The 14,985-nt window shown below is 30.9% G+C and carries 13 protein-coding genes and 1 riboswitch; of the genes, 4 read left to right on the forward strand and 9 right to left on the reverse strand.

The features are described from left to right. Nucleotides 1-22: 22 nt before the first annotated feature. The 7 genes from dapB to HKO22_RS08540 form a co-directional block, all read right to left on the reverse strand. Nucleotides 23-748 carry a 4-hydroxy-tetrahydrodipicolinate reductase gene (gene dapB / locus HKO22_RS08510; RefSeq protein ID WP_169970069.1) on the reverse strand — a complete coding sequence of 242 codons (726 nt, stop codon included), beginning with the start codon at nucleotides 746-748 and terminating at the stop codon, nucleotides 23-25. Beyond that, nucleotides 745-1,617, reverse strand: a complete 873-nt coding sequence (dapA, locus tag HKO22_RS08515; RefSeq protein ID WP_169970072.1) for a 4-hydroxy-tetrahydrodipicolinate synthase — start codon at nucleotides 1,615-1,617, stop codon at nucleotides 745-747. Before dapA ends, dapB begins: the two co-directional genes overlap by 4 nt. An 11-nt stretch (nucleotides 1,618-1,628) precedes the next feature. Continuing rightward, nucleotides 1,629-2,792 carry an aspartate kinase gene (locus tag HKO22_RS08520; RefSeq protein WP_075660147.1) on the reverse strand — a complete coding sequence of 388 codons (1,164 nt, stop codon included), beginning with the start codon at nucleotides 2,790-2,792 and terminating at the stop codon, nucleotides 1,629-1,631. A 10-nt stretch (nucleotides 2,793-2,802) separates the two neighbouring features. Beyond that, nucleotides 2,803-4,089: a diaminopimelate decarboxylase gene (lysA, locus tag HKO22_RS08525; protein ID WP_169970073.1), complete on the reverse strand. Its 1,287-nt coding sequence runs from the start codon at nucleotides 4,087-4,089 to the stop codon at nucleotides 2,803-2,805. A 66-nt stretch (nucleotides 4,090-4,155) separates the two neighbouring features. Beyond that, nucleotides 4,156-4,297, reverse strand: a riboswitch (Lysine riboswitch). 257 nt (nucleotides 4,298-4,554) lie between these two features. Then, entirely contained in the window at nucleotides 4,555-5,190 is a 636-nt protein-coding gene (gene trhA, locus HKO22_RS08530) for a PAQR family membrane homeostasis protein TrhA (protein WP_075660145.1), read from the reverse strand. Further along, nucleotides 5,177-5,731, reverse strand: coding sequence for a DUF1836 domain-containing protein (locus tag HKO22_RS08535; RefSeq protein ID WP_075660144.1), 555 nt, complete (start codon nucleotides 5,729-5,731; stop codon nucleotides 5,177-5,179). The genes trhA and HKO22_RS08535 overlap by 14 nt, the downstream gene beginning before the upstream one ends. A 933-nt stretch (nucleotides 5,732-6,664) precedes the next feature. Then, complete coding sequence (locus tag HKO22_RS08540; protein ID WP_169970075.1) at nucleotides 6,665-6,877, reverse strand: hypothetical protein; 213 nt, start codon at nucleotides 6,875-6,877, stop codon at nucleotides 6,665-6,667. 379 nt (nucleotides 6,878-7,256) lie between these two features. Between HKO22_RS08540 and HKO22_RS08545 the strand changes: the two genes are divergently transcribed. From HKO22_RS08545 to HKO22_RS08560, 4 genes are read left to right on the forward strand one after another with little or no spacing between them, the layout of a single operon-like run. Further along, entirely contained in the window at nucleotides 7,257-7,733 is a 477-nt protein-coding gene (locus tag HKO22_RS08545; RefSeq protein ID WP_169970077.1) for a dihydrofolate reductase, read from the forward strand. Next, nucleotides 7,730-9,286: an NAD(P)/FAD-dependent oxidoreductase gene (locus tag HKO22_RS08550; protein WP_169970095.1), complete on the forward strand. Its 1,557-nt coding sequence runs from the start codon at nucleotides 7,730-7,732 to the stop codon at nucleotides 9,284-9,286. Before HKO22_RS08545 ends, HKO22_RS08550 begins: the two co-directional genes overlap by 4 nt. Next, the gene (locus HKO22_RS08555) at nucleotides 9,280-9,744 is read left to right on the forward strand and encodes a tRNA (cytidine(34)-2'-O)-methyltransferase (protein ID WP_075660140.1); all 465 of its coding nucleotides are present in this window, start codon (nucleotides 9,280-9,282) and stop codon (nucleotides 9,742-9,744) included. The genes HKO22_RS08550 and HKO22_RS08555 overlap by 7 nt, the downstream gene beginning before the upstream one ends. Nucleotides 9,745-9,778: 34 nt before the next feature. After that, nucleotides 9,779-12,067 (forward strand): ATP-dependent DNA helicase, encoded by a 2,289-nt coding sequence (locus HKO22_RS08560; RefSeq protein WP_169970079.1) that lies wholly within the window; start codon nucleotides 9,779-9,781, stop codon nucleotides 12,065-12,067. Between the two features lie 439 nt (nucleotides 12,068-12,506). Here HKO22_RS08560 and HKO22_RS08565 read toward each other — a convergent pair whose 3' ends face one another. Both HKO22_RS08565 and HKO22_RS08570 read right to left on the reverse strand, forming a co-directional pair. Then, the gene (locus HKO22_RS08565; RefSeq protein WP_075660138.1) at nucleotides 12,507-13,616 is read right to left on the reverse strand and encodes an alanine racemase; all 1,110 of its coding nucleotides are present in this window, start codon (nucleotides 13,614-13,616) and stop codon (nucleotides 12,507-12,509) included. 12 nt (nucleotides 13,617-13,628) lie between these two features. After that, on the reverse strand, nucleotides 13,629-14,978 hold the full coding sequence (locus HKO22_RS08570) for a GntP family permease (protein ID WP_169970081.1): 1,350 nt from the start codon (nucleotides 14,976-14,978) through the stop codon (nucleotides 13,629-13,631). Nucleotides 14,979-14,985: the final 7 nt, after the last annotated feature.

A 14,985-nucleotide genomic window follows, 5' to 3' on the forward strand; every position in this document is an offset into this window, starting at 1 on the left:
TAATTAAATTCTTATAGAGTATTTACTCCAATATGTCTTTAAAATTATAAAGACCTTTTTCCTTTCCAAGTAAAAATTTGGCTGCTTTTATTGCACCATTGGCAAAAATATTTTTTGACCCGGCACTGTGTTTGATCTGAAGTATCTCACTATCTCCTGCAAATATAACTGTATGATCTCCATTTATTGTACCTGCCCTTACACTTGAAATGCCAACTTCATTTTTATCGCGCATTTTGTGAAGCTTTGTCCTATCATAAATTTCAGATACACATCTTTCTTTTTTAACTGCATCCAAGAGCATTAATGCCGTGCCACTTGGTGCATCTTTCTTTTTGTTATGATGAGCTTCTATTATTTCTATGTCAAAACCATCTAGCATTTTTGTAAGCTCCCTTACAATTTTCTCCATTACATTTATGCCTAGAGAATAATTTCTCGAATAAATTACAGGTACTTCTTCCGAAGCTTTTTTTAAATTATCCATAGTCCTTTCGCTAAGACCAGTAGTTGCCTCTACAAGTGGCTTTTTCTTTTCTAACGCAAATCTTATTGTATCATCTACTATACTTTTATTTGAAAAATCTATTATTACATCAAAATCTACATCTACATCTTTAAAGTTATTATAAATATTTTTCTCTCTATCTTCTTTCTCTGCAAATCCACCTACTATTTCAAAATCTCCATCTAAATTAAAGAAAGTCCTGCCCATTGCACCTGTTATCCCGACTATAAATATTTTCATTTTACACCTAATACTTTCTTTAAATTATCTTTTGTATCTTCACTTGCCTCAAAAAGTGGAAGTCTAAGTCCTCCTACTTCATAGCCCAATAAATTCATAGCTGCCTTTACAGGAATTGGGTTTGGTTCTACAAAAAGTGCATCATTTAATTCTTTTAAATCCGTTTGAAGTTTAGCTGCTTTTTCTATCTCTCCATCTAAAAACAATTTAGTCATATTGTGAATTTTTTGAGGAAATATATTTGCTATAACAGAAATTACTCCCTTTGCCCCAAGGCTCATAAGTGGAATTGTAACATCGTCATTTCCTGAATAGATGTCAAAATCATAGCCTACAAGATTTCTTACCTTTGCCGCATAAGATAAATCACCTGTTGCATCTTTCATTCCAATTATATTATCTATCTTTGAAAGCTCAAGAAGAGTCTTTGGATCAATGCCCATTCCCGTTCTTCCCGGCACATTGTATAAAAGCATTGGGACATTTACACTTTCTGCAATTCTTTTAAAATGTTCAATCAAGCCTCTCTGTGAAGTCTTATTATAATATGGAGTTACTTGCAAAAGTCCATCTGCGCCAGCATCTTCACACATTTTTGAAAGCTCTACACCATGTCTTGTATCATTTGAACCTGCACCTGCAATAACTGGGAGTCTACCATTAATATAATCTGCTGTAAATTTTACAGTTTCTGCTTGTTCTTCATTTGTCATAGTAGAAGCTTCTCCAGTTGTTCCCACTATTATTATTGCATCTGTTCCCTTTTGCAAATGAAAATCCAATAGTTGTTGCAACTTAGCATAATCTACGTCAAAATTTTCTTTAAATGGTGTTACTATGGCAACACCGCTACCAGTAAATAAAGTCATAATATCTCTCCTTATAAATCAAATTCTCTAATAAACAATTTCATAACTTTTTCTTTAATAACTGTATCTACAATTATCGATACGGAAATTTCCGATGTGGAAACTTGATAAAATTTAATATTATTTGCATTAAGTACATCGAATATCCTTGCAGCAACTCCCGGTTCAGTTCTCATTGCATTTCCAATCACTGAAACCTTTGATACATTTTCTATAAAATTAAATCCATCTCCAATTGAATTAATTGTATCCTTCTCCTCTATTACTGATGTAAAGGAAACATAAACTTCATCTTCAATAATATTTTGATTTATAACATCAATGTTAACTCCATTTTTTGCAAGTTCAGAAAATAAATCTGCAATGCTTTGATTTTCTAATTTTTTATTTACAAGCAAAATATTATCAATTGATGAAACTCCTCTTATAATACTTTTTTCCACATTTTCCTCCTTATCAATTACAGTTCCCAAGACATTACAAGTATTTAGTGCAATATAAAGTTTTACTTCATATTTTTGTGCTAGTTCCACAGCTCTTGGGTCTATTACCTTTGCACCAAGATGTGCCATCTCCATAGTTTCTTCATAACTTATGCTAGAAAGTTTTTTTGCCTTTTTATAAAATCGAGGATCTACTGTATAAATCCCTTCAACATCTGTGTAAATTTCACAATCACATCCAAGCTTAGCTGCGAGAGCGACAGCAGATGTATCAGATCCACCACGACCAAGCGTTGTAGTATCTCCTATCCCATTAACTCCTTGAAAGCCCGCCACAATTACAATGTAATTATCTATAAGCTTTTCTTCAATATATTTTGTATCTACATCTAAAATCTTGCTAAAACCATACCTACCATAAGTTTTAAATCCCGCTTGTGCTCCACTTAAAGATATTGCCTTCTCTCCCAAAGATTCAACTGCCATAGCAAGAAGTGATGATGATACAAGCTCTCCTGTGGACATCAAAACGTCTAGTTCCCTTTTTTGAGGCTTTTTATTTATCTCTTGAGCTTTTTTTATTAAAATATCCGTAGTATCTCCCATTGCAGAAACTACACAGACCACATTATTTAAATCTCTTTTTCTCTTAACTAAGATCCTTGCAACACTCATAATCTTTTCTATACTTGCAACGGAACTTCCTCCAAATTTCATAACAACATTTTTCATAATTCACCTATTACAAATCATTTCTCATTAAATCTTCATATGTTTCTCTTTTAACCGCAACCTTTATCTCGTCTGATACAAAAATCATAGCTGGCCTTTCAATCCTATTGTAATTGCTAGACATTGAATAATTATATGCTCCAGTAGATGAAACTAAAATAAGGTCTTCCTCTTCCACCTTTGGAAGCATTATATCCCTTATAATAATATCTCCACTTTCACAACATTTACCTGCAATAGTATATACTTCTTCTAAATTATCATTAAATTTATTTGCAATAGAAGCTTCATACTTTGCTCCATAAAGTGCCGGTCTTATATTGTCGTTCATTGAACCATCTATAAATATAAAATTCTTACCACCATAGGTTTTTTTAATAATTTCCGCAGTATAGAGTGTGTGCCCTGCATTTGATATTAAACTTCTGCCCGGTTCTATTGTAAGAGTCTTTAGCTTTAAATTATTCTCTTCTAAAAGCTCTTCAATTTTTTTAATATACCTCTTTAAAAATCCTTCAAGTTCAAAGGGAGAATCTTCAGATGTATAATAAACGCCAAAGCCACCGCCTAAATTAAGTTCTTCAATTCTAATTCCCTTATCACTAACTTTTTTTATAAAATTTATCATCTCTTCTGCCTCAGAAAAGAAGGATTCCTCTCTAAAAACTTGTGAACCAATATGTGCATGGAAGCCGAGAAGTTCAAAATATTTTGAATTAGCCACTCTTTCAATAATATCAAATATATCATCCGAAAAAATTGAAAGGCCAAATTTAGAATCATTTTTTGAAGTTGTAATATACTCATGAGTATGAGCATCAATTCCAGGATTAAGTCTAATTAATACCTTTTGTTTCTTTTTCTTCTCTTTTAAAATAGCTTCAAGTTTATTTATCTCACTTGTATTATCTATTACAATTTTCCCAACACCAGAATCAACTGCAAATTCAAGCTCTTTTTTTAATTTATTATTGCCGTGAAAATATATTTTATCTGCACTCATTCTTGAATTTAAAATCGTATAGATTTCACCACCACTTACAGCATCAATTAAAATGTCCTCTTCACAAACAACATTGGCAATATATTTATTTAAAAGAGCCTTGGAGGCATATAAAATATTTGTATTGAATTTTTTAGATTTAAAACTATTTTTAAACTTTCTAATATTTTCCCTAAAAAAATCTTCATCTGCAATATAAAGAGGTGTTCCATATTTTTCTTTCAAATAACTCATGGAATACTTTCCCAAATGTATCTCATTATCTATCACTTTTAAATTTCCAAATAATTTCATAAAACTCTCCTTAAAACAAAAAAACTATGAGCAAAAGACTCATAGTTTAAATTCTCTTTTGCCCTCAATGAATAGAGCACACTACAAAAGAAATGGGCATTTCTAATGTGACAGTTATACAGATATTCTCTGCATCCCCAGGATTTCTCCTTCGGCGATTTTCCCTTTCGTTAACCTACTCTTAAAAACCGCAACCTCTCTAAACATCGACTATTATTTAATTATCACTTACTATAGCACAGAGCTAATAACTTTGCAAGTGTTTTAAAAATTTATTTGTTTATTAAAATGTAGCGTTACAATTGATGTGAGATCAAATAAAAGAAAAACATCTTAATTTTAAAGACATATTTTATTTCTACAACACATTTCTTATCACATTATACTTTTACAACAGTTAAAAAGTTTTAAATATAAAGATTATAATTAATTTAAGTAAAAAATTCTCTATAGAATATTATCTACTTAAATGAGATATTGGTAATATCCTATAAAATGAGTTATTGCCGCTCCCAACACGAAAAAGTGCCAAATAACATGGCTGTATTGTTTTTTCATCTTGTAAAAAATTGTTCCTACTGTATAGAGAATACCTCCCGCAACTAAGAAAAACAAAAATTCTCTCGGCATTTTTAAAAATATGGGTTTTAATAAAAATATGGAAGTCCAACCCATGGCAATATATAAAATAACGGAAATGGTTTTTTGTTTATCATACTTTCCATAACTTAAAATCTTGTAAATTGTACCTGCAAGAGCAATGACCCAAATAAGTACAAGAAAAAATATCATTTTTTTACCTGATAGAACTGTTAAAATAACAGGAGTAAAGGATGCCGCAATAAATAAAAATATAGCGGAGTGGTCAAAAATTCTAAGAATATTTTTTGCCCTTTTATTCCAAATTCCATGGTAGAGTGTACTTGCCAAAAATAAAAATATAAAAAATGCACCATAAATTATAAAAGCGGGAGTATAGGCATTTCCCTTTTTAATGCAAGATCTAATCATCATCACTAAAAAGACTATCCCTATTCCAACTCCAATAAAATGGCTTATACTGTTTAAAAATTCTACGAAAAACTCTCTATTCTTCTTCATACATTCTCCTTAAATAACCCTTTACATAAAGACTTCCCGAAATTGAGCGAATAGCTTCTGTTAAATAGAGGGATTCTCCCTTATTGGGAATTTCTTCTCCCAAAAACACTAGCCTTATTTGATCTTCCATAATATCACAAAAGGAATCGTAAGCATCTTTAAATTCTTTTCCCTCTAAATAGAGTTTAATTCCCCTTCCAACTTCCTCCATGGTAAAAACTTGCTTTACAAAACTAATTGCAGTCAGTAGAGCTATATGCTCCTTTGAATACCTCTTTTTTACGGGCTTTGGCATGAGATTTTGTTTCACGTAATTATTTATCATTGAAGGAGAAATATCCTTTTCAGATAAAAATGGAGATACTTGGGAAAGCACAATGCTTAGCAATTGATCGTTGTAAATTTCAAAATCGGGAAGTTCATCCCATCTCAGAAGTTTCCAGTTTCTCACTTTTCCAATAATTTCTTTGTCAAGACTTTCAACTAGCTTTAAATTATTTTTATTATCTTCCAAAAAAAAGTTATCTATTTTATCGTTCATATTATCACCACATCTAGTTTATAAAACTAGTATATACCATTTTTAATTTTATTGCAAGGAAAAGGGAAAATAATAAATATGACTTAAACTTAAAGACAAATGCCTTTGACTATAAATTAAAAAATTAGTATTTCAATTGACGATGGAAAAATGAATAAGTTTGTAAATTATTATTAGAAAAATAAAAAGCTCTAGAAATTATTTCAATCTTCTAGAACTTTTTATTTTATTTTATTCTATTCTATTTTTCATTTTTAAAATATTAATGATAATTACAACAACGAAATAAACTATCCAAAATATAATCATTGCATAGTTTGTAAAAAATTCTCTTAAATTAAAACTTTTTTTAAAAAAATGAGAGAAAATATAACCGCATAAAATTTGTATACCAAGTATAAAAAATATTCTGATTAGTTCTCTCTTAATTAACTTCATAGTTTAATGAAACCCTCTTTCACTAAAAGACCAAGAACCAATATATTGCGTCCTTTTAGAATCTAAATAGTAATCATTCTCATATCTAGTATAGATTTTACCTGTACTATGAGTTCTATAAACATTAAGTAAAATATAAATAGTCTGGTAATGATACAACTCCGGCTCCACCACCTGCAGCTATAGCTGAAATAATGATTTTTGTTGCAACTGTCATATTTATATATGCTACTGCAGCGACGATTGCTGCTGTAGCAATTGCAATAGTAACTTTTTTACCTACTAAGAAATCCCATACCTATCAGTTCGCAAATAAGTATTGTTTCCTAAGAGTGATATTTCATTTTTATCTTGTTTGTGATTTTCAATATTATCAATTATTTTTGCTGAAACCTCGTATTTTTCAACTATACCATCTGATTGAGTTTCGAGACAAAAAACTTTTCCATTCTTAATTTCACTAATAATCGAATTTTTTAAAATATTCTCTCCATCTTAGATTTTATAAATCTTACTATTAATTTTATTGCCATTAATTTTTTCTACTATGTAATATTCTCCATCTTCTCTATGTTCTTTGTAATCAATTATAATCTCATCTTTATTAAAATCTTCATTAATATTTATAAAGTTAGTATCCAATTTTGAGTTAGCATAAATCGGTGCTACAAAGTTCATCATAATAACTATTACTAACGCTAAACTCATCGTTTTTTTTTTAATTTTTCATAATTTCCTCCTTTATTATTTTATTCATTCATTTATTTTTTAAATAATTAATGTTTAAATCTACATCCCCTTTTAAATTTAGGCAAATTTTCAAAAATCTACTATTCAATTGGTCGGTTAGTTTTAATAGAATTACAATTTTTCTACATTAGAAATATCAATTATCGATATCACTGTAAATACTTTTTATAATTTTTATTTATATATTTTCATTAACTGTATGGACATATGTTACACTTTTACTTTGACAGGATTTTGAAAATTTTTATAAGAAATATATCTAAAGCTTTATAGAGTGTTAAAAAAGTCTTTGAATAATGCTATTATTAATGTAAGATTATTTTTAATGGGGGACAATGTGAAGTTACTTATACTTGTTGATAATAAAAATGCTATTGCAAAGGATGGCGAACAAATTTTATTCGTGGACAATGATTTGCATATGTTTAAAAAATATACTACAAATAATATTATAATCATGGGCAGAAAAACTTTTCATGCTATTGGAAGACAGCTTCCAAATAGAATTTCTGTAGTTTTTACGCATTCAAAAAATGAAGATAAAGATAATTTGTTTTATGTTGATTCAATTGAAAAACTTGATGATATAATTAAAAAATATAGTGATAAAGAAGTTTTTGTAATTGGCGGTGCTGCAATTATTAGGCTTTTGTGGGATAGACTTGATGAACTAATTGTTACAAGAGTTGATACTGTTGTTAAAGGAGCAGACACGTTTATTCCTGATTTTAAGGGCTTTAAATTAGTGAAAAAATGTGAAATTGAAGACCCAAATTACAAAGTTTATCACGAGATATGGAAAAGAGAAAAATGATAATTTTAAGAAATATAAAAGTTCCCTATGACAAAGATGAAAAATTTTTGAGCGGGGAAATTGCAAAAAAATTAAATAAGAGGGATTTTAATTATAAAATTTATAAAAAATCCTTGGATGCAAGGCATGAAATAAATTTCGTGTACCAAGTGATTGTCGATTTAGATTTAGCGGATATTGATAAAAAGATTATAAAAAGACTAAAAAATAATATTGAAGAGTTTCATGAGGATAAGCTTGAAGTCGAGAATATTAATAAAATTAAATCCGCAGTGATAATTGGAACGGGTCCTGCGGGACTTTTTGCTGCCTATTTACTTGCGAAAAAGGGTGTTAAGGTAACTTTAATCGAGAGGGGCAAAAAAGTTGAGGATAGGCTAAGGGACATCGACACTCTTCACGAGACTGGAAAGTTAGACGAAAATTCAAATGTCCAATTTGGAGAAGGCGGTGCAGGGACTTTTTCTGATGGAAAATTAACTTCACGTTCCAAGGACAAGAGAGTTTCTCACGTTTTTGAAATTTTTGTTAAAAATGGTGCACCTGAAGATATCCTTTACGAGCAGAAGCCACATATTGGTACAGACATTTTGCGAAATGTAATAAAAAATATTCGACAAGATATTGAGAGAAAAGGCGCAATTTATAAATTTAGTGAAAAACTAATTGATTTTGAAATTTGCAATGGAAAGATTAATAAAATAATAACTGACAAGGGAGAATACAGTGCCGATTGCTATATTTTGGCGATTGGAAATTCTGCTCGTGATACTTTTGTTATGCTTGATAAATATGATTTAATTGAGCAAAAGCCCTTTGCAGTTGGGTTTAGAATCGAGCATTTGAGAAAAAATATTGATAAGGCTCAGTATGGAATGATTTCAGAAAAGCTTCCTTCTGCTACTTATCAGTTAAATATTACAGATAAAGAAGAGGCACATTCAGTTTACACTTTTTGTATGTGCCCTGGTGGATACGTTGTAAATTCCTCTTCAATTAAGTCGCAATTATGTGTCAATGGCATGAGCTATCACGACAGAAAGGGCGAGAATTCAAATTCAGCTGTAGTTGCTACAATTGATAAAAAAATATATGGAGAGGGAAATTTAGCCGGCATGAATTTTCAAAATGAAATCGAAAAAAAGGCTTATAAAATGGGCGGCGGTTTGGCACCAGTGCAAAGAGTAAAGGACTTTATGGAAAATAGAGCAACAGAAAAACTTGGCGAAGTTTTGCCAACTTTTAAACCGGGCTATGTTTTTGCCGACTTAAATGAAATTTATCCAGAAAGCATTAATCACGCAATAAAAAATGCGCTAAAACTAATGAATAGACGAGTCCATGGGTTTTGTAGCGATGATGCGATTCTCACTGGAGTGGAGACGAGGACTTCGTCGCCAATTAGAATTGTGAGAGAAAATTATAGATCAGAAAAGCTAAAAAATTTATTTCCAATTGGAGAAGGTGCAGGTTATTCTGGCGGAATAATTTCTTCGGCATTAGACGGCCTTAAATGTGCCATGGAAATTTTAGAAGGAGAGAAAGAATGTTAAATATAGTTTTTTATGAACCGGAAATTCCCTTTAACACAGGTGCTATTGCTAGAACTTGTGGACTTACTAAAACAAGGCTTCATCTCATTAAGCCCCTTGGATTTTCCGTTGACGACAAACATTTAAAGAGGGCAGGACTTGATTATTGGCATTTAGTCGATATAAATTATTACGATTCCTACGATGAACTTGTGGCAAAATATCCTGAGAACAATTTTTATCTTGCAAGCACTAAGGCAAAGAAAAGATATTCCGATGTTAAGTTTAAAGATGAAGATTTTATTGTCTTTGGCCCAGAAACTCGTGGCCTTCCTGAAGATCTAATTTTTTCTAATTACGATAGGGCAATAAGAATTCCAATGTTAAAGGATTATGGCAGAAGCTTAAATCTTTCTAACTCTGCAAATATAATTTTATTTGAAGCTTTAAGACAACTTGACTTTTTAGATTTAGAATAATTTTTAATGGATTTTGTTATAGAAGGGATTTGTTTTGAAAGAAGTAAAAATCTCCGTGAGAAATTTAATAGAGTTTGTCAAGAGAAGTGGTGATATCGACAGGAGGTTTTTTTCCAATAAAAGAGCTGTCGAGGGCATAAGGGCACATCAAAGGGTGCAAAGGGAATACTCCAAGGATTTTTTGACAGAAGTTTTTCTGAGAACTCAGGAGGAAATTGAAGACATAATTTTTACAGTAGAAGGTCGTGCTGATGGCATTGAAGTAGCAAATGAAGTTACAGTGGACGAAATAAAATCTACTACTAGAAATTTAGAAGAATTAAAAAAGGAAGAAAACCTAATGCATTGGGCACAGGCAAAGTGTTACGCCTATATTTATGCCAAGGATAATGACCTCAACAACATAAATGTAATGCTCACCTATTATCAACTTGAGACAGAAGAAATCCTAAATATAAAAAAGACTTTTACCTTTTATGAACTTCGTGACTTTTTCATGGAAACTTTAATGGAGTATCTTGAGTTTTCAAGAAGAATTGTGGAATGGAAGGATATTCGCAACAGCTCCATAAAAAAACTAAAATTTCCTTTTAAAACCTTTAGAAAGGGACAGAGAGAACTTTCTGTTGCAGTTTATAACACAATTGACAGTGAAAACAAATTATTTGTAGAGGCTCCAACAGGTATTGGAAAGTCAATTTCTACTATTTTTCCAACTATTAAGGCAATGGGAGAAGATAAAATAGACAAGGCCTTTTATCTCGTGGCAAGATCTACGGGAAAACAAGCCGCAAAGGATGCACTGGAAAGACTTTTAAATAGAAATTTAAAATTAAAAATTACTGTGGTAACTGCAAAGGATAAGATTTGCTTAAATGATAAAGTTTCTTGCAATCCAAAGGATTGCATATACGCAAAGGGACATTTTGACAGAGTTAATGATGCGATAATTGATATATTTGACTCCTGCGACAATTTCACGAGAGAAAATATTGAAAAATTTGCAAAACTTCATATTGTTTGTCCCTTTGAGTATCAACTTGACCTTTTGGATTTTTCTGACTTTATAGTTTGTGATTACAATTATATATTTGATCCAACAGTTTATCTCAAAAGATTTTTTGAAAATTCAATGATAAGATTCACACTTCTCATTGACGAGAGCCACAATCTTCTCGATAGGGGAAGAGAAATGTATTCGGCAGAAGTTTTTATTGCTGACTTGGAGAAATTATTTGAAATCTTGCCAAAGAAGAGAAAAGCTGCAAGAAAACATATTAGAAATGCCCTTGATGAATTTAAAAAATTAGATAATCGAACTTTTTACAGCTACGATTCTTTTATTTATTTTAATGTAGAAGTGGAAAAGACAGTTTTTTCCATGAACGATTTTTTGACCAAGGACAAGGAAGCAAAAGACTATGAAAAGGCGCTGGATATTTACTTTTCAATTTTTAAGTACACCAAAATTTTGGAATACTATAATAGGGATTTCGTTTCAATAAAAAGCGAGGACTCTATAAAGATTAAATCCCTTGACATTGCACCGATTTTTGCAAATATTTTGAAAACGCCAAGATCATCTGTATTTTTCTCTGCAACTTTAAATCCAATAAAGTATTATGGCAAGCTCCTTGGTGCAGATGAAAAAACAAATTATTACAAAATAAAATCGCCCTTTGATCCAAATAACTTAGTTGTACTTAGAAATAATAAAATTTCCACGGTATATAGAGATAGAGAAAACTCTATTGAGGAAATAATTGAAAACCTTAAAAATTTTTCTGAGGACAAAGGAAACTATATCTTCTTTTTTCCATCTTATTCCTTTATGGAGAAGGTCTATGAAAGTTACATTGAAATAGCCGAAAATGAAAATATTGTAAAGCAAGATAGAGAAATGACAGAATTTGAACGTGAAGAATTTTTGAATAATTTTACATTTTCTTCTAGCACAATAGCCTTTGCAGTAATGGGAGGAGTTTTCTCCGAAGGAATAGATCTAATTGGCAATAGGCTCCGAGGCGTTGCCATAATAACTGTAGGTCTACCAGGACTATCCTACGAGAGAAATATTTTAAAAAGTCACTTTCAAAAAAAGTACAACAGAGGTTACGAGTATGCCTATATTTATCCAGGTATGATAAAAGTTGTGCAAGCGGCTGGAAGAGTTATAAGAACAGAAGATGACAAGGGCAAAATTCTTTTAATGGACAAGAGATTTTCTATAGAACCTTATAGTTTACTTCTACCTAGTCAATGGAAAATTTATGATTTTAATGACCCAACAGAAATAAAGGATATTTTAAAAAATTTTAATTAGGAAGAAAAGTACAAAAAGTGTAACATATGTCTTGACAGTTAAGAATTCTCTCCTATCTTATTTACAATTACATCTTTAAAATCAAAGAGATTTATATTATTATTTCTTTGCACTTATATGCACCTCCAGACTGTTTTTTTGTTATTTAAAGTTTAGGGCTTAGTTAGTATAAGTGCAATATTTTTTTACATAAAAATGTCTGTTAGAAATTTTACTCTCCAACAGATATTATAGAGCCTATTTTAATGGGATGCTATCGCCTTATGAAAAGGAGGATTCCTTTGATAAAAAATTATACTGAGTGATTGGTCGTTTACTACTTTTCTTTATTTGCCTACTTTTTAAGTCCTATACAATTTTGACATTAAAAAACCGACCTCCTTAAGTTGGTTTTTTAAGTCCAACTTTAGGGGGTCAGTTCAAGTCCAATCTTTTTATTTTATATTTCTTGCCTTTGAGAGTTTCCTCTTATGTCAACTTCTATTATTTTTTCAAGCTCATCATTTCTGTAGGCGTAAAAATAATTTGTTAGGTTTGCTGTTGAACATGAATGGTTGGGAATTATTTGGATTCTTTGTCCAATTTTTAATTTCTTTTTATCATCATTAACTTTTCCTACTTCTTCTGATAGGGATTCTATCAAACAATTTTCATGTCCAACTATAACTCCATGACCTTTTATTGAATCATTTCCGTGTGCTCCCTTATCAAGTCCCAAGCATTTTGCTCCTGCATCTATCATAAAGGTATTTTCTCTTGGGTTTGATGTAAGAGATGCCAAAACTCTTAAAGCACAATCTTCTTCTTTTGCAATGCCCAAAGACATTTGGATAGCATCCAAAAATACATAATTTCCTGGATGAAATATATTTATCGTATCATCTTTTACAGCTTTTAAATATGTTGGAGTTGAACCTGATGTCACATATTTTATTTCATATCCTGCACCTTTTAAAACTTTTTTTGCATAAGACAAAGTTTCGATTTCATCTTTTACAAATTTATCCACTTCTTCTGGAAGAGATGCTGAATAAACATGACCTGGATGGGATGAAATTCCTACAAAATTCAAGTTTTCAAATCCTTTCATTTTTTCAGCAAATTCTAATATATTTTCTTTTTCTATTCCAAATCTGTTTAGACCACAATTTATAATTATAGTATAGTTGATTTTAATATTTTTTTGACGAGCTTTTTCGTTTATTAGTTTTCCTGTTTCTAGATTATCAATTCTTACTATAAAATTGGTTTTTTTGGATAAATTTATTATTCTTTCTATTGCAATTTCATCTGAAACTGGATAGGCATACATTATATTTTCAAATCCTGCTTCCAAAGATTTTTCGCATTCATCTAAGGTTCCACACAAAACTCCTGTTGCCTTGTTTTCTTTTTGAATTTTTAAAATTTCACTTGATTTGTGTGTTTTAATCATTGGCCAAATTTCTTTATTATTTTCTATTGCCAAATTGTGAAATCTTTTTATATTATTTTCTAAAGCATCTAAATTCAAAATTATTGATGGTGTTTTTAATTCATTTAATTTCATTTTTTCTCCTTGTTAAATAAGTATTGATTTTAAAACAAAAACTACTGCCAAACCTGTTATGGCTTGAAGAACTGATGCTACTGAGAATGATTTATATCCAAGACCTGTATCAATTTCTAATGTTGATGTTGCTACCCAGAAGAAATCATCATTTGCATGGAAAATCATTGATCCGCCTGATGCACATGCAAGCATTGCTATAACAAGTCCCATCGGACTTGAAATTCCTAAAACCCCTAAAAGTGGAGCAAGCATACTTGCTGCTGTAACCATCGCAACTGTTCCTGAACCAATTGCCGTTCTAAATATCGCTCCAATTATAAATGGTGCGAGTATTCCTATATCTATTCCTGAGAAAAAGTTTATTAAAATATCTTGAAGCTGTGATGCTCTTAATATTCCTCCAAAAGCTCCACCTGCTCCTACTATCAAAACTATTTGTCCTGCTGTTTTTAATGCTTCTCCAAATCCGCCGTCAAATGTGTGAATTTCTTTGTCATCTTTATTTAAATTTTTATAAGAAATTAGTGCTATGATCATTCCTATTAACAAAGCAATCATAGGTTCTCCAATAAAGCTTATTATATTTAATAAAGTATTTGCACTTTGTGCATCTTTTGTCATCATGTCAGCAAAAGTTTTTACCAGCATTAAAACAATTGGTAAAACTATTGGTGCAAATGACATAAATACTGATGGTAATTGTTGGTCTTTTTCAATTTCCATTTCATGTTTTGGTTGAACATAATATTTTTTTCCTATAAATTCTCCGTAAAAATGTGCAACTAACATTACCGGTATTGATACTAATGCACCAAAAGCTATTACATATCCCAAATCTGCTCCAACAATTCCTGCAACTGCAAGAGGACCTGGTGTTGGCGGAACAAACATGTGAGTTGCATGGAGTCCCATTGTTAATGAAACTGCTATTGATGCCATAGAAATTTTTGTATCTTTACTAATTCTTTTTGCAATTGGTGCAAGAAGAACAACTGCTGCATCGCAAAATACTGGAATTGATACAAAATATCCTGTTATAGCAAGTCCCAAGGCCGCATGTTTTTCTCCTGTTATTTTTAAAATCGTTTGAGCCATAGTTTCTACAGCTCCACTTTTTTCAAGCAAATATCCTGTAACTGTTCCAATGGCAATAACAATTCCAATTCCTGCTATAGTAGAACCCATGCTTTCTTGGAAAGCTGTTAGCATATCAGAAAGTGGCATTCCAGAAATTATTCCAAAAGAAAATCCTGCTGCCAATAGAGCAAAAAATGGATGCAATTTTAATTTTACTGTAGCAAATATCAATATAAATAATGATAAAAATAAAGCTACGACTGTTAATGTTGATGTATTCATTTTATCC

The organism is Peptoniphilus faecalis, assembly GCF_012976305.1.
Classification (GTDB): domain Bacteria; phylum Bacillota; class Clostridia; order Tissierellales; family Peptoniphilaceae; genus Peptoniphilus_A; species Peptoniphilus_A faecalis.